At 69.7% G+C, this 22586-nt stretch carries 21 protein-coding genes; 7 read left to right on the top strand and 14 right to left on the bottom strand.

The window, feature by feature from the left end; genetic code table 11:
• Positions 1 to 9 precede the first annotated feature (9 nt).
• Positions 10 to 1296 carry a sugar ABC transporter substrate-binding protein gene (locus ACFC14_RS09780; RefSeq protein WP_376103560.1) on the bottom strand — a complete coding sequence of 429 codons (1287 nt, stop codon included), beginning with the start codon at positions 1294 to 1296 and terminating at the stop codon, positions 10 to 12.
• A gap of 206 nt (positions 1297 to 1502) precedes the next feature.
• Between ACFC14_RS09780 and ACFC14_RS09775 the strand changes: the two genes are divergently transcribed.
• From ACFC14_RS09775 to ACFC14_RS09760, 4 genes are all read left to right on the top strand, one after another.
• Positions 1503 to 2771 carry an LCP family protein gene (locus ACFC14_RS09775; RefSeq protein WP_376103557.1) on the top strand — a complete coding sequence of 423 codons (1269 nt, stop codon included), beginning with the start codon at positions 1503 to 1505 and terminating at the stop codon, positions 2769 to 2771.
• Between the two features lie 29 nt (positions 2772 to 2800).
• Entirely contained in the window at positions 2801 to 3661 is an 861-nt protein-coding gene (locus ACFC14_RS09770; protein WP_376103554.1) for a spermidine synthase, read from the top strand.
• A gap of 146 nt (positions 3662 to 3807) precedes the next feature.
• The gene (locus ACFC14_RS09765; protein ID WP_376103551.1) at positions 3808 to 4335 is read left to right on the top strand and encodes a hypothetical protein; all 528 of its coding nucleotides are present in this window, start codon (positions 3808 to 3810) and stop codon (positions 4333 to 4335) included.
• A 47-nt stretch (positions 4336 to 4382) separates the two neighbouring features.
• Positions 4383 to 4871 (top strand): SprT-like domain-containing protein, encoded by a 489-nt coding sequence (locus ACFC14_RS09760; RefSeq protein ID WP_376103548.1) that lies wholly within the window; start codon positions 4383 to 4385, stop codon positions 4869 to 4871.
• A gap of 8 nt (positions 4872 to 4879) precedes the next feature.
• Here the strand turns inward: ACFC14_RS09760 and ACFC14_RS09755 are convergent, their stop codons facing one another.
• The 12 genes from ACFC14_RS09755 to ACFC14_RS09700 all read right to left on the bottom strand — a co-directional run bounded on the left by ACFC14_RS09755 (position 4880) and on the right by ACFC14_RS09700 (position 15793).
• The gene (locus tag ACFC14_RS09755; RefSeq protein ID WP_376103545.1) at positions 4880 to 5302 is read right to left on the bottom strand and encodes a DUF3054 domain-containing protein; all 423 of its coding nucleotides are present in this window, start codon (positions 5300 to 5302) and stop codon (positions 4880 to 4882) included.
• 131 nt (positions 5303 to 5433) lie between these two features.
• Entirely contained in the window at positions 5434 to 6093 is a 660-nt protein-coding gene (locus ACFC14_RS09750) for a 2-phosphosulfolactate phosphatase (protein WP_376103542.1), read from the bottom strand.
• Positions 6094 to 6111: 18 nt separating this feature from the next.
• On the bottom strand, positions 6112 to 7572 hold the full coding sequence (locus ACFC14_RS09745) for an FtsX-like permease family protein (RefSeq protein ID WP_376103539.1): 1461 nt from the start codon (positions 7570 to 7572) through the stop codon (positions 6112 to 6114).
• Complete coding sequence (locus ACFC14_RS09740) at positions 7569 to 8330, bottom strand: ABC transporter ATP-binding protein (protein ID WP_136042932.1); 762 nt, start codon at positions 8328 to 8330, stop codon at positions 7569 to 7571. The genes ACFC14_RS09745 and ACFC14_RS09740 overlap by 4 nt, the downstream gene beginning before the upstream one ends.
• Before the next feature lie 191 nt (positions 8331 to 8521).
• Positions 8522 to 9157: a response regulator transcription factor gene (locus ACFC14_RS09735; protein WP_136042933.1), complete on the bottom strand. Its 636-nt coding sequence runs from the start codon at positions 9155 to 9157 to the stop codon at positions 8522 to 8524.
• On the bottom strand, positions 9154 to 10332 hold the full coding sequence (locus ACFC14_RS09730) for a sensor histidine kinase (RefSeq protein ID WP_376103535.1): 1179 nt from the start codon (positions 10330 to 10332) through the stop codon (positions 9154 to 9156). The genes ACFC14_RS09735 and ACFC14_RS09730 overlap by 4 nt, the downstream gene beginning before the upstream one ends.
• Positions 10333 to 10395: 63 nt before the next feature.
• Entirely contained in the window at positions 10396 to 11187 is a 792-nt protein-coding gene (locus ACFC14_RS09725) for a class I SAM-dependent methyltransferase (protein ID WP_376103532.1), read from the bottom strand.
• 5 nt (positions 11188 to 11192) lie between these two features.
• The gene (locus ACFC14_RS09720; RefSeq protein ID WP_376103529.1) at positions 11193 to 12269 is read right to left on the bottom strand and encodes a hypothetical protein; all 1077 of its coding nucleotides are present in this window, start codon (positions 12267 to 12269) and stop codon (positions 11193 to 11195) included.
• A gap of 23 nt (positions 12270 to 12292) precedes the next feature.
• Positions 12293 to 13447: an AMP-binding protein gene (locus tag ACFC14_RS09715; RefSeq protein ID WP_376103526.1), complete on the bottom strand. Its 1155-nt coding sequence runs from the start codon at positions 13445 to 13447 to the stop codon at positions 12293 to 12295.
• Positions 13448 to 13460: 13 nt separating this feature from the next.
• Positions 13461 to 14381, bottom strand: coding sequence for a 1,4-dihydroxy-2-naphthoyl-CoA synthase (locus ACFC14_RS09710; RefSeq protein WP_376103523.1), 921 nt, complete (start codon positions 14379 to 14381; stop codon positions 13461 to 13463).
• Positions 14382 to 14463: 82 nt separating this feature from the next.
• On the bottom strand, positions 14464 to 15459 hold the full coding sequence (locus ACFC14_RS09705; protein ID WP_376103520.1) for a permease prefix domain 1-containing protein: 996 nt from the start codon (positions 15457 to 15459) through the stop codon (positions 14464 to 14466).
• Between the two features lies 1 nt (position 15460).
• Positions 15461 to 15793: a PadR family transcriptional regulator gene (locus ACFC14_RS09700; protein WP_136042940.1), complete on the bottom strand. Its 333-nt coding sequence runs from the start codon at positions 15791 to 15793 to the stop codon at positions 15461 to 15463.
• A gap of 257 nt (positions 15794 to 16050) precedes the next feature.
• On the opposite strand from ACFC14_RS09700, the gene ACFC14_RS09695 reads away from it, so the two are divergent.
• Positions 16051 to 17034 (top strand): o-succinylbenzoate synthase, encoded by a 984-nt coding sequence (locus ACFC14_RS09695; protein WP_376103517.1) that lies wholly within the window; start codon positions 16051 to 16053, stop codon positions 17032 to 17034.
• 24 nt (positions 17035 to 17058) lie between these two features.
• On the opposite strand, the gene ACFC14_RS09690 is transcribed toward ACFC14_RS09695, so the two are convergent.
• Positions 17059 to 17682 carry a TetR/AcrR family transcriptional regulator gene (locus ACFC14_RS09690; RefSeq protein ID WP_376103514.1) on the bottom strand — a complete coding sequence of 208 codons (624 nt, stop codon included), beginning with the start codon at positions 17680 to 17682 and terminating at the stop codon, positions 17059 to 17061.
• Positions 17683 to 17812: 130 nt separating this feature from the next.
• Here ACFC14_RS09690 and ACFC14_RS09685 point away from each other — a divergent pair, with 130 nt between their 5' ends.
• Positions 17813 to 20602, top strand: coding sequence for an MMPL family transporter (locus ACFC14_RS09685; RefSeq protein ID WP_376103511.1), 2790 nt, complete (start codon positions 17813 to 17815; stop codon positions 20600 to 20602).
• Complete coding sequence (locus tag ACFC14_RS09680) at positions 20599 to 22572, top strand: YhgE/Pip family protein (protein ID WP_376103508.1); 1974 nt, start codon at positions 20599 to 20601, stop codon at positions 22570 to 22572. Before ACFC14_RS09685 ends, ACFC14_RS09680 begins: the two co-directional genes overlap by 4 nt.
• Positions 22573 to 22586 lie beyond the last annotated feature (14 nt).

Here is a 22586-nt window from a genome sequence, read left to right as displayed (position 1 = left end):
GATGCTTCCTTACTGGTTGAGCAGTTCGGTCATCTCGGCGGAGGCGTCCTTCGTCGCGGTGGCGACGTCCTTCTGTCCGCTGAGGATGGCCTGGATCATGGAGTTGGTCGTCTTCTTCGCCTGCACGGCGCCGAAGTTCGGGGTGACCGGGACGGATGCTCCGCCGTCGACCATCTGCTCGGCGAACGGTGCGACCAGCGGGTCGGTCGAGGCGAGAGCCTCTTCCATCGCGGACTGCACGCCCGGGAAGTAGCCGGTCTCGTTCGACCACTGCTCGGCGAACTCGCCGGTCGTGACGAGCTTCACGAACTCCCACGCCAGGTCGGCGTTCTCGGTCGTGTTGAAGATCGAGAGGTGCGATCCGCCGAGCACCGACGGGGCGATGCCGCCGTCCTGGCCGGGGATGACCGCGGCGCCGATCTTGCCCTCGAGGTCGGGGTTCGCCTCGATGAGGGAGTTCGGCGTCCACGAGCCCGAGAGCATCATGGCGACGTTGCCCTGCGTGAACGCGTCACGGAGGTCGGTCTCCTTCCAGGTGGTGGCACCCGCGGAGGAGAAGCCGTGCTCGGTGGCGAGGCCGGTGTAGAACTCGATGCCGGCCTGCGACTCGGCACTGTCGAGCTCGCTGGTCCAGGTGTCGCCGTCCTTCGTGGCGATCTCGCCGTCGGCGCCCCAGACCCAGGGGTAGACCTGGAACTCGGCGTCGCCCGGAACCGGGAACGGCAGCATGTCGGGCTTGGCGGCCTTGATGGCGTCACCCGCGGCGACGATGTCGTCCCACGTCTTCGGAGCCTCGAGACCGAGCTCCTCGAACACGTCGGCGCGGTACATGAGCGAGCGGACACCGGCGTACCACGGCATGCCGTACAGCTCGTCTTCGTAGGTGCCGGCGACCTCGAGGCCCTCGACCAGGTCGTCGCGCAGACCCTTCTCGCCGTCGACGTACTCGTCGATCGGGAGGAGCGCGCCGGCGTCGGCGAACTCTGCGGTCCAGGTGGTGCCGGTCTCGGCGATGTCGGGGGTCGTGCCACCGGCGATGGAGGTCACGAAACGGTCGTGCGCGTCGGCCCACTGGATCTCATCGATCTTGACCGTCGCGCCGGTCTCCTTCTCGAAGGCTTCGGCGACGTCGTCGTAGAAAGCCGTCGCGTCCGGGTTGGTGCCCTTCATGATCCAGACGGTGAGCTCCTTGCCCTCGCCGTCGGTGGAGCCGGTGTCACCGCCGCCGGCGCAGCCGGCGAGGGCGAGCGTGGCCACGGCGCCGAGCGCCACGGCCGGAAGAATGCGCTTGTGCATGCGGGGATCTCCTCTTTGAAAAGTCCAGGTGAGTATCGGGTACTCACCGGGGGTTAGGAAAAAGTATCCACGACTAACTAATTACCTGCAAGTTCCTCTCAGAATCGTCATGCGGCCGTAACATCAGCTTCTCCGCGGTCTCTCCCAGGTATTGCCCAGGCTCGGCCTGCGCGGCGCCCGCAGGGTCCGCCGGTAGGCTCGCGGGCATGCGCCGCCACGACGAAACCGACCGCTCCACGGTCGCGCGCCACGCGACACTCCCCACTCCCGGGCCCGCCAAAGGCTTCCTGAAGATCGCCGGGATCACGCTGGGCGTCATCCTCGTCTCCGCGATCGCCGTCGCCGCATTCGTCGTGACGGACTACTTCAACCGCTTCAGCGATGGTGCGGTCACCCTCGAAGACGCCCCCGAGGTGGAGCCGCCCCAGATCGGCGCCTTCCCCGGCGAGTTCAGCATGCTCATCATCGGCACCGACGAGTGCGGTGAGGTCTCGACCGGGTTGCTCGGCGAGCGCTGCTCGGAGGCCGACGGCGGGGTCCTCAACGACGTGAACCTGCTCGTGCACGTCTCGGCCGAGCCCCGCAACGTCACCGTGGTCTCGCTCCCCCGCGACCTGATGATCGAGACCCCGGAGTGCACCCTGCCGGACGGATCCGTCGCCTCGGCCACGAGCAAGACGCAGATCAACTCGATCTTCCAGCGCGCCGGCCTGTCCTGCGTCGCGAAGACGGTCACCCAGCTCACGGGCATCGAGATCCCGTTCGCCGCGAAGATCGCCTTCGATGGCGTGATGGAGGTCACCGACGCGATCGGCGGAGTAGAGGTGTGCATCGGCGGAGAGGGTATCCGCGACCGGCACACGGCGATCGACTGGGAGCCGGGGCCGCGCACCGTCTCTGGCTACGAGGCGCTCCAGTTCATCCGCACCCGGCACGGTGTCGGCGACGAGAGCGACATGGCCCGCGTCTCGAACCAGCAGCAGTACATGTCTCGACTGGTGAAGAAGATCATGAGCGACGAGGTGCTCACCGATCCGGGCAAGGTGCTGGGACTCGCCGACACCGTCGTCGACAACATCGACCCGAGCGACGAGCTGGCAAACCCCGTCCGGCTCGCTCAGCTCGCGCTCTCGATCAAGGACGTGCCCTTCTCGGACTTCGTCTTCCTGCAGTACCCGGTGTTCGGCGACCCCGACGACTCCGACCGGGTCATCCCGAACTACGACGCCGCAGCCACCATCTGGGACGCGCTGAAGGCTGGGCAGCCCGTCCAGCTCACCGGCGATGTCAGCAACAACGGGGGCGTCGAACTCGTCGAGCCTGCTCCGGGCACCGAACCTGAGGTGCCGGCGACCACCCCGCCGTCCACAGACGCCCCGGCGACGCAGACCCCGGCGCCGCGCGCGACGCTCGACCCGGCCATCTCGGGTCAGACGGTGGAGCAGGAGACCTGCGCGAACGGCAGGCTGCGCTGACCTTCTCACCCGGCGCGTAGGCTCGGGCCATGGGCCGAAACCGATCGCGCGACACCGAGCACCCGCAGGTCCGCCTGGACCACGGCGGCATCGCCCGCATCGTGCCGTCGGAGTTCACCAGCGGGTTCGAGCTCATCGTGGACGACACCCCGCAGTCTCACGTCGACCTCGATGATCCGACCCACCTGCACTTCGAGTACATCGTCCGCATGGGCGCGGTGATCGATCAGCTCGCGCCGGGGCCACTGACCGCGGTGCACCTCGGCGCGGGCGCCCTCACGATCCCGCGCTACATCGACGCCACCCGTCCGGGTTCCCGCCAGCAGGTCATCGAGCTCGAGGCACCGCTCGCCCAGCTGGTCCGAGAGCACCTTCCGCTCCCGAAGGGCGCGGCCATCCGCATCCGCATCGGTGACGCACGCGAGGGAGTGAGCCGGCTGCCGAGCGCGCTGCAGGCGAGCTGCGACCTCGTCGTCTCGGACGTGTACTCCGGCGCACAGACCCCCGCCCACCTGACGAGCATCGAGTTCTACCGCGAACTCTCCGCCCTGCTCGCTCCCGGCGGCGTGCTGCTCGTCAACGTCGCCGACGGCCCCGGCCTCGCCTTCGCCCGCCGCCAGGCCGCGACGATCGCAGATGTGCTGCCCGAGATCCGCATCCTCGCCGACACCCAGGTGCTCAAGGGGCGGCGGTTCGGCAACCTCGTGATCGCGGCATCCGCCACTCCCCTGCCGTCCGAGTGGCTGCCGCGGATGCTGGCGGCCGGTCCGCATCCCGCGAAGATCGCGCAGGGGGCCGAGGCCGAGGCTTTCCTGCAGGGAGCAAGAGTCGTCACGGATGCCGATGCCGTCGCGTCGCCTCGCCCCGACGCCTCGCTGTTCCTGCGCTGACCTCGACCGCCTCTGCGCCCCGTGGCCGATCGACACGGACCCGCGCCGCGGTATGTCGCAGCTCGGATGCGCCGCCCAGGGCGCGCCGCCCCGTCGAGCACGCGACCGGAAGGCAGACTGGACGGGGACGCTGCGGAAGGAGAGCAATGAGTTTCATCCGGGGATACGACCAGGAGACGCTCCGCGAGAAGGTCGATCTCGATGAGTGCGCGACCCGCCTCGCGGAGATCGAGTCGCAGCGCAGCCTGCCCGCTCTGCTGGAGCGCGTGTGGCTGCTGAAGGTGCTCGACCGTCTGGACGAGGCACTCGTGCTCGCCGACGAGACCGTGCGCCAGGCGCGCATGGCCGGCACGCGCAAGGATGTGCTGCGCGCGCGAGTGCTGCACGCGACGATCCTGCAGTACCGCGGTGCGCACGCCGCCGCCGAGCAGGAGCTGGCCACCTGCGCGACCGAGGCCGAGGGCCAGCGTTGGCTGTCGATCGCGGCATTCGCCTATCAGCACCACGGCAAGAACGCCTTCGACGTGGGCGACTACGAGACCGCACGTGACAGCTTCAAGCAGTCGCTGTTCCTGCGGCGCGAATCCGGCGCAGAGGACCGCGAACTCGAAACCGTGCTGCTCGCGATCGAGGCCGCAGAGCGCCGCCGTCCATCTCAGCTCGTCGCGGGTTGAGCCTGCCTTCGACCACGAATGTCGGTCGCAGGGCATAATCTGGGCGCATGGCGGAACTCGACCGTGTGCGCGTCTGGGGCGAAGCACTGATCACGCTGCATCTCGATGACAGCTGGACCTTCGGCTTCGACCATGCCAAGCGGCGGGCCGGACAATGCGACTACACGAAGAAGCGCATCACGGTTTCGCGCTACCTCGCCGCGCGCTTCGAAGACGACGAGATCCACCAGGTGCTGCTGCATGAGGTGGCGCACGCCCTCGCCGGACACGCGGCCGCGCATGGGCCGGCATGGAAGCGCGTCGCGCACGACCTCGGCTACGTCGGCGGAACGACGCACCACGGGGAAACCGCTGTCGAGCTCGCCCCCTGGGTGGGTCTGTGCCCGGCCGGCCACGTGACCTACCGGCATCGGCGGCCGACGAGGGCCACCTCGTGTGCACGCTGCTCACGCACGTTCGACGCCCGGCACGTCTTCGCATGGACGCGGCGAGAGATCCCGTCCAACGTGCGACTCGCCGCCCAGATGCCGCGCTGACCGCCCGCTCAGCGCGGGAGATCGTGGGAGTTCTCGTCTCCGGGAGCGATGGCGTCGTCGCGCTCGTCCGATGCGGTGCGACGTCGGCGCAGCAGGGCGGTGATGGCCCGCCAGCCGACCAGGAACACGCCGAGCACGATCGTGGCAACGATGATGAACGGCACCTCGGCGGTGTCGCCGCTGAGCACGCGGATGAGCATGCCCCCGGCGACCGTCACGACCCACACCACCGTGCCCCACAGCACCGACCACGGTCGACGAGGCCTGCCGGGGAGCAATGCCGCGAGCAGGTGTCCGAGCACCACGGCGATCAGGAACGGCCAGGCGGTGAGCAGGAACCCCGCGGGATTCTCGTCGTGCGAGGCACGACCGATCGCGGCGAAGATGAGCACGAACACGATGTCGACGATGACGGCGGGAAGGTACCTCATGCCACGACCCTACGTCGCGACGCCCGAACCCCCGCCTCCCGCGCGGTGTCGGGCGGAGATCCGCGTGCGGGGAGGAGAGTTCGACGACGGGTGGCCGCCCGACGGGGAGAATTCCGCCCGAGCGGCGAGGCTCACACGAACCGGGTGAACGACCCATCACGCAAGACGGGGACGACGTCGACGGCGTCGAGCGCGGCGGCATCCGTCGTCGCGGTCGGCACCAGACCGGATGCCTCGATACGAGCGGTGGACGCCACGCCCTCGGCCAGCTCGCGCCCGGAGCCGCTCGCGCCGACCATGTGCCGCAGCGCGCCGCGGAGGGCACGGAATCCCTCGGCGGCGACCGCCGCGTCCGGTGAGGTGTGATCGATGCCTCGATCCGAGTGCGCCAGGATGATCGCCCCCGCACCGAGCTGATCCTCGACTGCAAAGCGCAGCGTGCCCGTGGCATCCGTCTCTCCCGCAGCGATGACCGCGACCGAGGTCCGCGCCTGTCGACGCTCCTGGATGGTCTGCACCGCACGGGCGACGGCGGAGGCGTTGCGGATGCCGCCGACGAGGACGATCGCCTCCGGGGAGGCTGCGGCGGCGACCGCTGCACCGTTCCGCGACCATCCCTCGGCTTCGGCCAGACTCACGTCGGTGCCGGCGGCTGCGGCATCGATCACCGTGGACGAGAACCGCAGGACATCCACGACCACGACGATGTCGGCGGGTGCGAGACGGGCGAGGCCCGCCGTACCCCAGTCGAGACGGACCTGGTACGTGGACTGATCGAACGGCGACGGCATCCGACCAGCCTAGAGCCGTCAGTCGGCCGCGAGCGCCTCGACCGGAGCCACCCGGGTGGCCAGGCGCGTGGGCGTGGCAGCAGCGACCAGCGTGAGCACCGCCGTGGCGACGATGATGATGGCGACGGGGATCCACGGGACCTGCGGGGCCACGAGTCCGGCGGGGGTGAACTCCGGCAGAGTCGGCACCGAGCCCAGCAGCGACTGCGCCGCGATCCACCCGTACGCGATGCCCAGCACGAGACCGGTCAGCGTCGCGGCCACCGTGATGTGCGTGGCCTCGAGCAGCACCATCCGCCGCACCTGTCGGTTCGACAGCCCGATCGAGCGGAGCAGGCCGAGCTCGCGGCGCCGCTGCACCACACCGATCGTGAGCAGGTTGACGAGGCCGACGGCCGCGATGACGGCGGAGACGGCGACCAGCACCATCATGATCGCCGCGAAGGCGTCGAACGGGGCGAAGAACTCCTCCGGGATCTCGCCGGTCACCTGGCTCATCATCAGGCGCTTCGCGGACTCGAGCGCGACGGCGAACATGGTCACGAGCGTCACGCCCATCACCACGCCGATCGCCATCCGCGACGACCGCTCCGGATACCGCAGCGCATTCTCGGCGGCGAGACGGGCGGTGGCGCTCGAACCGAACATCCTCCCCACCAGACGCAGCACCGGCGGCATGAACAGCACGGATCCGAGCGCCAGCCCGGTGAACGAGAGGACTCCGCCGAAGAAGGCGATGACGACGCCGAGCGGGGTCAGGAGTCCGACGACCACCCCCGCCGCGAGGAGCACCGCTCCGGTGATCAGCAGGATCCAGGCGCCGACGTGCCGGCCGGGCTTTCCCGATACCTCGTCGTGGGTCCGTTCGACGGATCCGCCCAATGCCTGCAGCGGCGTCACCGACAGCACCCGACGCGAACCGGCCCACGCCGCCGCCCAGGTCGTGAGTGCGACACCGATCGCGGGCAGGGCGATGAACGGCTGTGCGAGCGAGAACGAATCCGGCACGTTGTCGATCAGCTGCGACCCGATCTGCACCCCGATCACGGCCAGCACGATGCCGACGAGCAGACCGATCGCGGCGCCGAGCAGACCGACGACGAGACCCTGCTTGCCGACCTGAGCCCGCTGCGAGCGCGCGGTCGCACCGATCAGACGCATGAGGGCGATCTGCCGCGTGCGTCCGGCGATGATCGTCGAGAACGTGTTCGCCGTGACGATCGCGGCCACGTACATCGCGACGACCGTCAGCAGCACCGACAGCAGGGCGACCACGAACGCGAGCGTCTCGCTGTCTCCGATGAAGGGATCGGCCTGCAGGACCGCGCCGATGTAGGCGGTGATCTCGACCAGAAGCACGCCGAACGCGGCCGACAGCGCGGCGACGAGGATGCTGGCGCCCATGCCCCGGTCGCGCAGCCAGGCCAGGCGGGGTCCGGTCGCCCGCGACTCAGGGACGACCGTGGCGACCGCGGTCATGCCGCCACCTCCGCGGCGAGCATGTAGGCGGAGATCTCCTCCGCGGTCTGACGCGGGTGGTCGGCGACGATCCGGCCGTCGCCGAGGTAGAGCACGCGGTCGGCGTGGCTCGCGGCGATCGCATCGTGCGTGACCATCGCGATGGACTGGCCGTGCTCACGGCTCGCAGTGGCGAGCAGGCGCAGCACCTCGCGCCCGGTCTTCGAGTCGAGGTTGCCGGTGGGCTCGTCCGCGAACACGAGGTCGGGGGCGGTCGCCAGGGCGCGGGCGATGGCCACGCGCTGCTGCTGCCCGCCGGACAGCTGGTGCGGGCGGTGGTTCAGGCGTGAGCCGAGCCCGAGCGACTCGATCAGTCCGTCGATGCGCGCGCGTTCGATCGCACTCGGGCGGCGGCCGTCGAGCTCGAACGGCAGCATGATGTTCCCGAGCGCGTCGAGCGTGGGCACCAGGTTGAAGGCCTGGAAGATGAAGCCGACGCGGCGGCGGCGCAGGATCGTCAGGTCGATGTCGCCGAGGCCAGTGATCTCCGTGTCACCGATCCACGCGCGTCCTTCCGTCGGACTGTCGAGCCCCGCCATGATGTGCATCAAGGTGGACTTGCCGGAGCCGGAGGGGCCCATGATCGCGGTGAACTGTCCGCGGCGGATGCCCACGCTGACGTCATCGAGCGCGCGGACGGTGCCTTCACCCGAGCCGTAGGTCTTCTTCAAGTGCTGGACGCGGGCGGCGAGCCCCAGGTCGGTGGTCGTGATCTCCATGCCTTCGACGCTATTTCCCGAGCCCCGTGCCGGTCATCGCCCGACCGGAGCATCCGCGTACATCGGAGGGATGATCCGAGGCCGCGACGATCTGCCGAGGTCATGACGATCTGCCGACGGATTCGCACCAATTCCTCGGCGCAGCGTCACCGAGTCCGCGAATCGTCAACGGACGCCGTGGTGGATGCCGGTCAGGCCAGGCCGTGCTCGAAGGCGAAGACCACCAGCTGCACGCGGTCGCGCAGGGCGAGCTTGGTGAGGATGCGGCTGATGTGCGTCTTGACGGTCGCCTCGCTCAAGTACTCCCGGCCCGCGATCTCGGCGTTCGAAAGGCCACGGGCTGCTAGCGCGAAGATCTCCTTCTCCCGGTCGGTGAGCGTGGAGTACTGCGGCGGGACGGGCTTGGGCGCCTCGGCGAAATGCGCGAACAGATCACGCGTCGCCGAGGCGGCGATCACACTCGAACCCGAATGCACGGTGCGGATCGCGGCGAGCAGGAACTCGGGGTCGGCGTCCTTGAGCAGGAAGCCGCTGGCTCCCTGCCGGATCGCGCGCGCGGCCGCTTCGTCGAGGTCGAACGTCGTGAGCATGACGATGCGCGGCGGCTCCGGCCGGGCGAGGATCTCGGCGGTCGCCGTGAGACCGTCCATGACCGGCATCCGGATGTCCATCAGCACCACGTCGGGCCGCGTCGCGCGGACGACGTCGAGCGCCTCCTGCCCGTTGCCGGCTTCGCCCACCACCTCCAGGTCGGTCTGCGAGGCGACGAGCATCCGGATGCCGGCACGGAACAGCGCCTGGTCGTCGACGAGCACGACTCTGATCATTCGGGGACTCCGATCGGGAGCGTGGCGTGGACGACGAACTGTGCCCCTCGGCGCTCGGCTTGCAGACTACCGCCGACGAGCTGCGCCCTCTCCTTCATCCCGATGACCCCGTGCCCTCCGGACGCGATCACGGTGTCCCGCGACACGGTGTTGCGCACATCGACGTCGACCCGATCCGGGAACCAGGCCAGGTGCACGTCGACAGCGCCGTCGCCGTGGCGGATCGCGTTGGTCAGCGCCTCCTGGAGGATGCGATACACGGCGAGCTGGATCGCGCCCGGCGGCTCCCCCGGAGGCATCGGGTCGACCGTGACGCGCGGCTCGATCCCCGCCTGCCGCACCTGTGCGAACAGGGCTTCGAGGTCGGCGAGCGTCGGCTGCGGGCCATCGCCCTGCCGATGCCGGAGCTGCGTGAGCAGCATCCGCACGTCGCTCAGCGCCCCGCGCGCCGTCTGCGCGATCGTGCCGAGCGCTTCCGTCGCCAACTCGGGTTTCGCCGCGGCCGCATATCGCGCGCCGTCGGCCTGAGCGATGACCACGGCGAGCGAGTGAGCCACAATGTCGTGCATGTCGCGGGCGATGCGCACGCGCTCCTGCTCTTCGACCGCGAGAGACTCGGCCTCGAGCTGGGCCGCGCGAGTACGGCGCGCGCGCAGCACGACCCGCCACAGGAGTCCGCACACCCAGGCGAACCCCAGCGCCATCACGGACACGACGAGAAGGAGGGTGCCGGCCGTCACCTTCTCCCATCCGGTGCCGGTGCCGAAAGCGACGCCGTTCACGACCACCATGTAGAGGGCGGCGACGAGTCCACCGAAGAGAGCGGACCCGAAGCCCCACCAGAGCACCCGCCTCGTGCCCCACGCCGCCGTGGCGTAGAGCACGAGAAGGATGGCGAAGTCGATCGGCAGCGGGCCGAAGCCGGCGATCATCTGCAGTATCGCCCCGGCCCATGCCGCTGCGAGCGCCCAGCCCGGCGCGAGCCGTCCTATCGCGACCGCGCCGAACATCAGCACGGCAGCGAACACGACCGCCACGACGGCCGCGCCTCCGATCGCCGTGTTCCCGGTTCCCGGTCCGTAGAACACCAGCGACATCGGCAACAGGACGAGGAAGAGCAGCGCCGCCCCGACGATGTCGAGCGCGAGCGCCGTGCGGGAGAGCGGGCGGATCACTCCCCCACGCTACGCGAGCACACCGCACGGGACATCCGTCCGTGGATGTATCCCTGCGGTCGGTCAGGCGCGAGCGAGGATCTCGCCGTGAGGCACGAGGAACCAGCCGTCGCCGTCGTCGGCCCAGCTCTTCCAGGCGTCGCTGATCTCCTGCAGATCGGCACGTGTGGCCATATCGCTGTCCACCAGCTGCCGGGCGAGCGCGGACTCGAGGATGCGGTCCGCCCACATCCCGCCCCACCAGGCTCGCTCCGCGGGAGAGGCATAGCACCAGGTGGATGCCGTCGCGGTGACGTCGTCGAAGCCCGCAGCCCGCGCCCAGGAGAGCAGTCGGCGACCGGCATCCGGCTCGCCGCCATTCGCACGGGCCGCGGCCTGGTACAGAGCCAGCCACCGATCGAGCTCGGGCAGGACCGGGAACCAGAGGAAGCCCGCGTAATCGGCGTCACGCGCGGCGACGATCCCGCCGGGCACGGTCACGCGACGCATCTCCCGCAGCGCCTGCACCGGGTCGCCGACATGCTGCAGGACCTGGTGCGCGTGCACGACGTCGAAGGAGTCGTCGGGGAAGCTGAGCGCGTGCACATCCTCGACCGAGAAGTCGAGGTTCTCTATGCCCCGGTTCGCCGCGAGAGCACGCGACAGCGACAGGGTGCCCTCGTCTACCTCGGTGGCGGTCACGTGCGCGACGACGCCGGCGAAGTCGACCGTGATGGAGCCCGGCCCCGCTCCGACGTCGAGGAGCCGCGTCGTGGCGGTGAGGTGCGGGCGGAGGTAGGCCGCGGAGTTCCCGATGTCGCGCACATTGTGCGAGCGGAGGACCGATTCGTGGTGTCCGTGCGTGTACGTGACCATGCGGTTCATTCTGGCAGAGAAGCCCCACCGGCCGACTCGATCACCCTGTCGACCGCCTGCCTCACCGATGACGTCGGCGCGTCGATCAGGGTCTCTCCGGCGCGCAGCGGGAATGCACGCTGACCCTCTCCGATCGCGACGATCCTCTCGATCTCCGCGGCGGACGCGCCGAGCAGGTCGTCACCGGCCAGGAGTGCGCCGTCTGCTCCCGCTGACCTCCGGACGGCGTGGTCTCGGCGCGTACGCTCGTCGGCATCGAGGCGGAAGAAGCGGACGTCCGCTCGAGGAAAAGCCGCGCGCACTTCTGCCGGATCCACCTCGAACGGCGCGACGGCGATCAGGGTCTGCGCGTCGACCGCCGCGAACACCCGGTGCAGGGCGGCGGCGTTATCGACGCCGCTCAGACGCCTCACATTCCAGGCGAAACTCAGTTGGGCGACGTCCACGAAGCCCGTCCGCTCACCTGCACCCCACCGGGCGCGGGCCACTTCCCAACCCACCCGCGAGGCGCCGGAGCACCGCGGACCGGTGACCCAGATGACCCGCCCTGTCACATGCCTGTCGGGGAATACGGTCTCGACGGTCGTCTGCGCCCCCACGGCCCGGTGGTCGATCACGGACTCCACGATCTCCTCGATGGTCGACCGCTCCGTGTCAAATCGCTCCCAGCCGGGGTGCGCCGTCCTCGCCTCCAGAGTGCCGGCGGCGAGCGCGGCGTCGACCTGGTCGCGTTCCCACCGGCGGGGAGCCAGACGCTCCCGCCTCGTCTCCTCATCCGCGTCGAGCCACAGAGAAACCGTCGGATGCCCGTTCATCGGAGGCGGCTGGGTCGGATCGGCGACTCCGGACACGATGAGCCGCTCGACGCCCGCGTCGCGGAACCGTGCGGCGAGCCGGACGAGCGCGGTCTCCTTCAACGCCCAGCGGTCCGGATCGTCAGGTGGAGCGGGATAGCACATGCCGAGCTGATCGATGTCGAGATACCCGGTCGGCACTCCGTCAGACGCCAGACGCTGGGCGACAGCCCACGCGACGGCGCTCTTCCCGACTCCCGGCACTCCTGCCAGCCGCAACACATCCATGCGGCCCAGTCTGGCAGCGGCGCTCAACGCAGGTCGGCGACGGCCCGGCGGATGGCTTCGCGGTCGGGCTTGCCGGAGACCAGAACATCCATCTCGTCGACCAGGATGAGGCGGGACGGGCGGGCATGCTTGCCGAGTTCGTCCGCCACGGCCTCACGCGCCTGTGCGAGCTGCTCGGACTCGCTGCGCCGCAGCACCTCGCCGCGCGCGGCGACGATCACCGACGCCTCGCCCCAGTGCTCGTCCTCCACGCCCACCACGACCGCCTCGTGCAGCCCCGGGATGCGCCGGACGATCCGCTCGACCCGATCGAGCGAGATGTTGATGCCCCCGGACACGATCACATTGTCGGCGCGGCCGTGCACGCGCACCACCCCGTCTTCCACGAGCCCGAGGTCGCCGGTGCGATACCAGCGGATGCCGTGCTCGTCCCGCACGAAGGTGTGCGCCGTCAAGGAGGAGTCACCGAGATACCCCTCGGCCAGCATGGGCCCGGCGATACGCAGCTCCCCGTCGACCGTGCGCACTCCGACCGTGTCGAGCGGTACGCCGTCGTAGACGCAGCCGCCGCTGGTCTCGGTCGATCCGTACGTGCGGACCACCCGTACGCCCAGGTCGGCCGCTCGCTCGCGTAGCGGCTCCGGCAGAGACTGTCCGCCGACCAGGATCGCCCGGTACGCGGATAGCGCGGCACGCACGGCCGTGTCGTCGGCGGCATCGAGCAGCGTCGCGATCTGAGCCGGGACGAGCGACGTGTACAGGTCGGGAAATCCTGGCCCCGGCGACGGACGCAGCATCGCCAACGTCGCCTCGGCGAAGGACGACGGTGAGAATCGCCCATCGAGCACGGCCGGCCTGGTGTCCGCGAGGATCGACCGCACCATCACCTGCAGGCCAGCGACGTAGCCGGCGGGCAGTGCGAGCAACCAGCGCCCGCTCCCGATCCTCGCCGCCGTGGCCTCGGCACTCGCGCGAAGCGCCTCGCCGCTCAGCGCGACCCGCTTCGGGATGCCGCTCGACCCCGACGTCGCGATCACCGCCGCGATGCCGTCCGCCACGTTCTCGGGTGCACCGGCCACCATGCCGAGGCCCAACGCGGGTCCGCCCTCGAGTGCGCGCTGCAAGGCGTCCCTCAGCAGATCCGGATCTTCGGCATCCGTGGGGATCAGGGCGGTCATACGGAGCTCCGACTCAGTAGTGCCAGGGGAACGACGACCAGTCTGCGTCGCGTTTCTCGAGGAACGAGTCGCGACCCTCGACGGCCTCGTCGGTGCCGTAGGCCAGGCGGGTCGCCTCACCGGCGAACACCTGCTGACCGACCAGACCGTCGTCGACCGCGTTGAAGGCGAACTTCAGCATGCGGATCGCGGTGGGCGACTTGGTGAGCACGGTGCGCGCCATCTTCAGCGCCTCCCGCTCGAGTTCGGCGTGCGGCACGACACGGTTGACGGCACCGGCCTCGTAGGCACGCTGCGCCGAGTACTCCTCGGCCAGGAAGAACACCTCGCGAGCGAACTTCTGTCCGGTCTGCCGAGCCATGTAGGCGGAGCCGTACCCGGCGTCGAAGCTGCCCACGTCGGCATCCGTCTGCTTGAACCGGGCCTCTTCGGCCGAGGCGATCGTGAGGTCGCACACCACGTGCAGGGAGTGCCCGCCGCCGGCGGCCCATCCGGGCACGACCGCGATGACGACCTTGGGCATGAAGCGGATGAGCCGTTGCACCTCGAGGATGTGCAGGCGGCCGACCGCCGCACGGCTCGCACCGTCGACGATCGCCGTCTCGGCATCCGAGTACTTGTACCCGTCGCGACCACGGATGCGCTGGTCGCCGCCCGAGCAGAACGCCCAGCCGCCGTCCTTCGCGCTCGGACCGTTTCCTGTCAGCAGCACCGCGCCGATGCGCGCATCCTGCCGGGCGATGTCGAGCGCGCGGTAGAGCTCGTCGACGGTGTGCGGGCGGAAGGCGTTGCGCACCTCCGGGCGGTTGAACGCGATGCGCGCGACTCCCCCGTCGTGCGACACGTGCGCGGTGATGTCGGTGTAGTCCTCGGCGCCGGGCGCGAGGACCCATTCGGCCGGGTCGAACAGGTCGGAGACGAATGCGGTGGTCACGGCATCAGCCTATTCCTCGGTCCGCGCCGAGCACGCAGGAAGCGCCGCCCCGACCGGGACGGCGCTTCCTCGACCGCACTGGTCAGCGACGACGTGCGCGGACCGTCTTCATCCAGCCGTCGACGATGTCCCAGCCGACGCCCACGGCGATGCCGAACCCCAGCAGCACGGCGAGGATGCGGAACACCCCGCCTTCGTCGGCCGATTCCGCCTGCCCTGCCGCGAATCCTTCTCCGCCGGCCGCGGTGACCTGCGCGAGGAATTCCGGATTCACCAGGTCACCGGTCAACAGCAGCACGAGCACCCAGGCGAGGAACGCGACGGCGAGGACCGTGTTCACCACGGCCAGTCCGGTGCTCCAGCGCCCCCGGCGGTAGAGCACGATCGCGAACACGGCCTCCGCGACGATGAGCAGGAACAGGACGCCGATCCCCCACGGCCACAGCTGCGGGTTCAGGATCGGCAACGCCTCGCCGTCCACGTGCACGAAGCCGCGGTAGCGATCCCACAGGAGAGCGCCGATCGCGATGCCGAGGAAGACGAGTGAGGCGATCAGCTCGCTGCGCCCCACTCCCTTCTCCGTCGGCTCCGGCAGCTGGTCGACGTCCCACTTCTCGATCGCCGTCGCACTGCCGCTGCGCTCCAGGATCACGAACACGAGCGTCGTCCAGAAGCAGATGTGCAGGATCGCGCCACCGGTCGCGAGGATCGAGGTCGAGATGATCTCACCCACGGGGGCGTTGGAGATGGTCTGCCCCAGCGCGACGGCTCCGAGCACGCACACCGGCACGATCGTGAGCAGCAGCTTGAGCAGCCGCCACCAGGTCAGATAGAAGCGCGGGCCGATGAGGTAGAGCGGGCGATCCGCATACCCGGCAGCGAGGACTCCGGGGTCTCCGAGCTCGGTGAGGACGGCGCGTTCGGCGTCATCCGGCGCCTCCCCCTGCTCGACCCGCGCCTCGATCGCATCGGCGATGGAGGCTTCGAGCTCGGCGCGGACGTCGTCCTGGGCCTCGGGACGGAGGCTGCGGATGGTCGCGCTGATGTAGCGCTCGGTGAGCGTGGCTGTCGTGGTCATGTCAGTTCTCCTCTGCTGTGAGGGACGCGATCGCCGTGGTGAGCGACCGCCATTCGTCGGTGAGGGTGTCGGCCAGGCGGATGCCGGCATCCGAGGTGCGGTAGAACTTGCGGGGCCTGGCCTCGTCGGTGTTCCACTCGCTCGTGAGGTACTCCTGCTTCTCGAGTCGACGGAGCAGCGGGTAGAGCGTGTTGGCGTCGGTCGCGAAGCCTCGCTGCTCCAGCTGCTCGAGCAACGAGTATCCGTAACCCGGCGCGCGCAGCAGCTGCAGGCAGGCGAGCACCACCGTGCCGCGCCGCAGTTCCTGCAGGTGCGTGTCGAGTGTCTCGTTCATGTCGATCACATTACTGTGCGTCACACACCATTGTCAACCACACATCTATGGCTGACCCACTCCCCGCGCCCCTCCGCCCCCTCCTTCCTCCCGCCCCCGATCGCCGAGCGCACGGCTTCGCGTCGAGCGCACGGCTTCGTCGCGTGGACAAGCCGTGCACTCAGCAGCAAGCCGTGCATTCGGCAGAGGGGCGCGGCGGGGCGACTCACCCGAGAGGCGAACCACGAACGGAGACCTCCACGGAGCAGAATGGGCACATGATCCCGCCGCTCGCAGACCTGATCGACTCGGCCAGGGTCGTCGCACTCCCGATGCACAGCCGCTTCCGCGGAGTCGACGTGCGGGAGGCGCTTCTCTTCGAGGGACCGCAGGGGTGGGCGGAGTTCTCGCCGTTCACGGAGTACGACGACACCGAGGCCGCAACCTGGCTCGCTGCGGCGATCGACTTCGCGTGGCGGGAGCAGCCGGCGCCGGTGCGCGATCGGATCGGCGTCAACGCGACGATCCCCGCGGTGGATGCCACCCGCGTCGCCGATCTCCTGGAGCGGTTCCCCGGGTGCCGCACCGCCAAGGTCAAGGTCGCCGAACCAGGTCAGAGCCTCGCAGACGACGTGGCGCGGGTACGCGCCGTGCGTGAGGTGATGGGACCGGAAGGGCGCATCCGCGTGGATGCCAACGGCGCCTGGAACGTCGACGAGGCCGAGCACGCCGTGCACGCGCTGTGCGAGTACGACCTGGAGTACGTCGAGCAGCCCTGCGCGACCGTTCCGGAACTCGCGGATCTGCGCAAGCGGGTCAAGTACATGGGAATCCCGGTCGCCGCCGACGAGAGCGTGCGCAAGTCGTCCGACCCGCTCGCCGTCGCCCGCGCCGGTGCCGCCGACCTCCTGATCATCAAGGCGCAACCGCTGGGCGGCATCACGCACGCACTGCAGATCGTCACGGCGGCGGGGCTCCCGGTCGTGGTCTCGAGCGCGCTCGACACGGCGGTCGGTCTGTCTCAGGGTGCAGCTCTCGCCGCAGCCCTACCGACACTCGAGTACGACTGCGGACTCGGCACCGCCTCGCTCTTCCTCGACGACGTGGCCGATCTCCGTCCGGTCGACGGTTCGATCCCGGTAGGCCGTGTGACCCCCGATGCCGCGGCGCTCACCCGTCTCGCAGCCGCCGACGAGCGCCGCGAATGGTGGTTCGCCCGACTCGCCCGCTGCCACCACGAGCTGATGACGACCGCACGCTGAGCGGATCCACGACGGCCGAGACGCCTACGACTCGATGATCAGCTGCACGAGCCGGCCGAGCTGCTCGCTGCCGGCCTGCCGCAACTGCGCGTCATCCTGGCCCGCCATCGCTCCGCGCACCGTCATGCCCTCCCAGAGGATCATGAGCATGCGCGCCGCGGTCTCGGCCGGCAGACGCAACTTCAGCGCACTGACCGAGACGATGTCGTCGATGATCTGCGCGATGCTCGACACCATCTCGCTCTCCTGCGCGAGGTAGGCCTCACCGAACTTCGCATCGCGTAGGGCACGGATGCGGATCTCGCTCAGCAGCATCACGCCCAGGCGATCGTCGCCGCCGAGTTCCATGATCTGCTGCACCAGCTCGATGGGATCGCACCCCTCGACCAGGGCACCCTCCGCCGTCAGCTCCTCGACGCGGGTGCGCACTCCGCTCACGCGCACCTCGGAGACGCTCGCGGCGAGCATGAGGAACAGCTCGTCCTTGGATTCGAAGTTGGAGTAGAACGCGCCGCGGGTGAAGCCGGCTCGTTCACACACGGCCTCGACCGAGGCGCCATCGAGACCGACCTCGGCGAAGACCTGCGCGGCTGCCTCGAGCAGCCGGGCGCGCGTGTTCTCACGACTGCGGGTTGCGGGTGTCGACATCGAAACCTCCTGACCCTCACTCTCGCACGATTCACACCCGGCACACAGACTCCGACGCACCGGTCAATTTACGATACATGTATGTATCGGATACACCTGTGTATCCGATCAGCACCCCTCGGAGGAACGCGTGTCCACACTCCTGTCCTCGCTCGGCCGCTGGTCCTTCCGGCACCCGTGGCGAGTCCTCGTGTCCTGGCTGCTCGCGCTCGGCATCGCCGGAGCCGGAGCACTCGTACTGGGAGCGGGCACTGACAACACGTTCTCCATCCCGGGCACGGAATCGCAGGCCGGTCTCGAGCAGCTCTCGCGCTCGTTCCCGCAGGTGAGCGGGACCAACGCCCAGTTCATCGTCGTGGCCGCCGACGGTGACGAGATCACGGACGACGACTACCGTGACCACATCGAGGATGCCGTCGACGAACTCGGCGACCTCGACGGCGTGCTCGCCGCCACCTCTCCCTACGACGAGATGGTCGAGGGCATGATCAACGACGAGGACACGGCGGCCATCGTGCGCGTGCAGTTCGACGGCGAATCCACCGACGTCTCGGACGAAACGAAGGATGCGCTGCGCTCCGTGGTGAGCGACCTCGACGCAGAACTCCCCGACGGCGCGCAGACCTCGCTCGGCGGCGACCTCTTCGCGATCTCGATCCCGGGCGTCACGCTCACCGAGGCGGTCGGCCTCCTGATCGCGCTGTTCGTGCTGATCGTCACCTTCCGCTCCTTCGTGGTGGCCGGCCTGCCACTGCTCACGGCGATCCTCGGCGTCGGCATCTCGATGGCGGGCATCTTCACCGCGACCGCCTTCGCCACCGTGTCCTCCACCACCCCCCTGCTCGCGCTCATGCTCGGACTCGCGGTCGGCATCGACTATGCGCTGTTCATCATGGCGCGACATCAGGACCAGGTCCGCGAAGGCGTCGACCCCGAAGAATCCGCCTCGCGAGCCGTCGGCACGGCCGGGTCGGCCGTCGTCTTCGCCGGCGTCACGGTGCTCATCGCGCTGATCGGTCTCGGCTTCGCTGGCATCCCGTTCCTGACGACCATGGGCATCGCCGCCTCCGTCTCTGTGGCGGTCGCCGTCGCGATCGCGGTCACGCTGACGCCTGCCTTCCTCGGCTTCATGAAGGGGAAGGTCGTGGGCCGTCCGAGACGCGCGCCGAAGGCGAAGAAGAAGAACACCGACAGCGACGATGCGTCCGCAGCCCCCGTCCGCGCGAAGGGCAGTGCTCGGTGGGTGAACGGCGTCACCAAACGCCCGATCCTGGTCTCGCTGGCGGTCGTGATCGGCCTCGGCATCGTGGCGGTCCCGGCACTCAGCCTCAACCTCGCACTTCCGAACGCGGGCGTGCTGCCGAAGGACTCGGAGGCGCGTCAGACCTACGACCTCGTAGCCGAGGAGTTCGGACCCGGCTTCAACGGCCCGATGATCCTCACCGGCACGATCGTCACCTCGACCGACCCGCTCACTCTGATGGAAGACCTCGGGGATGCCGTCGCTGAGGTTCCCGGAGTCAAAGAGGTCGCGCTCGCGACCCCGAACGAGACCGCCGACACCGGCATCGTCCAGATCATCCCCGAGACCGCGCCGGATGACCCGGCGACGGCGGACCTCGTCCGCGAGCTGCGGAGCCACCACGACGAATGGCTCGATGAGTTCGGGATCGACCTCAAGGTCACCGGCTTCACCGCCGTCGGCATCGACATCTCCGACCAGCTCGGCAACGCGCTGCTGCCCTTCGGCATCTTCGTGATCGGGCTCTCGCTCATCCTGCTCACCATCGTGTTCCGCTCGCTGTGGGTGCCGATCACCGCAGCCGCCGGCTACCTGCTCTCGATCGTCGCCGCATTCGGCGTGGTCGGCGCCGTGTTCGAGTGGGGTTGGTTCGCCGACCTGCTGCACGTCGCCAAGGTCGGACCGATCATCAGCTTCATGCCGATCATCCTGATGGGCGTGCTGTTCGGTCTCGCAATGGACTACCAGGTGTTCCTCGTCTCGCGGATGCGCGAGGACTTCGTTCACGACCCCGACTCGAAGAGCCCCGATCGGGCGACGCGCCGCGCTGCCGCGCTGCGCACCGTCCGCAGCGGCTTCACCGGCTCGGCCAAGGTCGTCACGGCCGCGGGGCTCATCATGTTCGCGGTCTTCGTGGCGTTCGTACCCGAGGGCGACTCATCGCTGAAACCCATCGCCCTCGGGCTCGCGGCCGGCATCGCGATCGACGCCTTCCTGGTGCGGATGACGCTGATCCCCGCCCTCATGGCGATCCTCGGCGAGCGCGCCTGGGAGCTGCCGGCCTGGTTGGAGAAGGTCCTCCCGCGGGTCGATGTCGAAGGCGAGGCCGTGGAGCGCGAACGACACCTGGCCGAGTGGCCGGGAGACGGCTCGGTCGTCGCCGCCGACGATCTCGACATCAGCGCCGATGCGCCGATCGTCGAGAACCTGTCCCTGCGCATCCCGGAAGGCGGAGCGCTCGTCGCGACCGGTGGCGATGTGCGGGCCCGACGGGCACTGGCACTCACGATCGCGGGCCGGGTGACGCCCACCGACGGCCGACTCCGCGTCGCGGGCCATCTGCTGCCCGGACGCGGGGCGTGGGTGCGCTCGCACGTCGGCTGCGTGCTGGTCGACGACGCCGATGCTGCCCTCGCCGATCTCGCCGAGGCGCTGCGCGGAAAGTCGCAGATCGTCGTGATCGACGGGATCGATCGCCTGACCGGCGGCCAGCGCGACCAGGCGGCCGCGATGCTGCGCGATGCCGCGGCGTCCCGCACGCTCGCGGTGTTCGCCACCGCCTCCGATGCCGACGTAGCACGGACCACCCTCGCGGAGGCCGGCTGGCCCGCCCCCGAAACTCTCGACACGCGCGCTCCTCGCCGGAGCGCCGCAGAACCCACCGAGGTGACCGCATGACCCTCCCCATCGAGCGCGCGCGCTCCCGCAAGCCCATCACGTGGCTGACCATCCTCGGCGTGCTGCTGCTCCCCGCGGCGGTCGGCGGCATCCTGGTCGCGGCCCTGCAGAACCCGACCGAGCGTCTGGACTCGATGACCGCGGCGATCGTCAACCTCGACGAGCCGGTGACCATCGACGACCAGGCCACCCCGCTCGGACGCCAGCTGGCCGCAGGTCTCGTCGAAGGGTCGGACGACCTCGACTCGAACCTGACCTGGGTGATCTCGAACGAAGAGGATGCGGCCGACGGTCTCGCCGACGGCTCGTACCAGGCGGTCATCACGATCCCGGAGGAGTTCTCCGCCGCGGCCACCTCGGCCGGTCAGGCGATCTCGGACGGCGGCGGTGAGGCTGAGCAGGCCACCATCACCGTGACCACTCCGGACGACGGCCTCGTCGCCGACGACCTCATCACCGGCCAGATCGCCGACGTCGCCGCCTCGACCATGGGCACCATGCTGTCCGAGGCGACGACCGAGAACATCCTGGTCGGCTTCACCACGATCGGCGACCAGATCGGTGAGGCGGCAGACGGCGCGCTGAAGCTTGCCGACGGTGCACGGGATGCCGCGACCGGTGCCGCGGCGATCCCCGAGGGCGCCACGAAGCTGGCTTCGGGCGCGGGCGAACTCGGCTCCGGAGCATCGTCGCTGGCCACGGGACTCGACACGATCGCCGGGAAGACGCGGGAGGCGGCGGCGGGTGCTGCGCAGATCGGTTCGGGGCTGACCGGCGGCGGCAACCAGCTGCAGCAGAGCGTCGCCGGCACGCAGCAGCTCGTCGGAGCAATCCAAGGCGCCTCGGCATCGGCGCAGTCCGCAGCGAACGGGTCGGCCGCTCTCGCGCAGAGACTGGGCGGGCTGCAGAAGGCCGCCTGCACCGAGCCCGTCGCCGACCCGGCCGCCTGCACCCTGTACACCTCGCTCGCGACCGACGCGGGTGCCGTGGCGACCTCGGCAGGAACCGCCTCCGGTGTGCTCAACAGCCCGAAGGTCGCCGGCGGAATCGCCGCCCTCCCCAGCTCGCTCAGCACGATCGCCTCGAGCATGACCCAGGCGGGCGCCGGGGCGACACAGCTGTCCGGTGGGCTCACGCAGCTCGCCGACCAGGGCATCGCCGCATCCGCCACCGGTGCCCGCGGCATCGCCACCGGTGCGACTCAGCTGTCCGACGGTGCGACCGCCCTCGCCGACGGCACGACCGAACTGGCGACCGGGATCGACACCCTGGCGACCGGAACCGGCGACCTCGCGGGTGGGCTGCGCACGGCATCCGACTCGCTCCCCTCGTTCAGCGACAGCGACTCGAAGTCGCTCGCCTCGGTGATCGCCGATCCCGTCTCGTCGAACTCCTCGATGGACACGATCTTCGGTCCGACCGCGATCCCGCTGCTCGCCGCCGTCGTGCTGTGGTTCGGCGGACTCGCCACCTTCATCGTGATGCGCGCCCACACGGCGCGCACCCTCACCTCCCGACGCTCGTCCGCCGCGCTGACGCTGCGCGCGTTCGCACCCGCGGCCCTGATCGGCGCGGGACAGGGGCTGCTGGTGTCGCTGATCGTGCAGATCGTGGCGAGCTACGACGCCGCCGCGTGGTGGGCGTTCGCCGGAACAGCAGTGCTCGCCGGCGTGGCGTTCGCTGCCGTGAACCAGGCACTCGTCGCACTGTTCGGCGGCGTCGGACGCTGGATCTCCGCGCTCGTCGGGGTACTCGCCGTCGCGACCGGTCTCATCTCGACCGTGCCCGGGTGGCTCTCCAGCATCGGCGCCGCCCTCCCGACGGCTCCCGCGTTCGCCGGGCTGATCGCCGGAAGCGGTTCGGCGGTCGCGGCACTGGTGGTCTGGGGTGTGCTGTCGCTGATCGCCACGACGCTCGCGGTGACGCTGCGACGCACGACCTCGGCCAAGGCGGTCCTCGCCACCGCCTGACCTCGCTCCCTGCT

Origin of the sequence: Microbacterium sp. NPDC055988 (assembly GCF_042269505.1) — a bacterium.
In the GTDB taxonomy this organism is placed as follows: domain Bacteria; phylum Actinomycetota; class Actinomycetes; order Actinomycetales; family Microbacteriaceae; genus Microbacterium.
The sequence above is the reverse complement of the archived record's forward strand: the minus strand, read 5'-3'. Positions and strand labels throughout refer to the sequence as shown.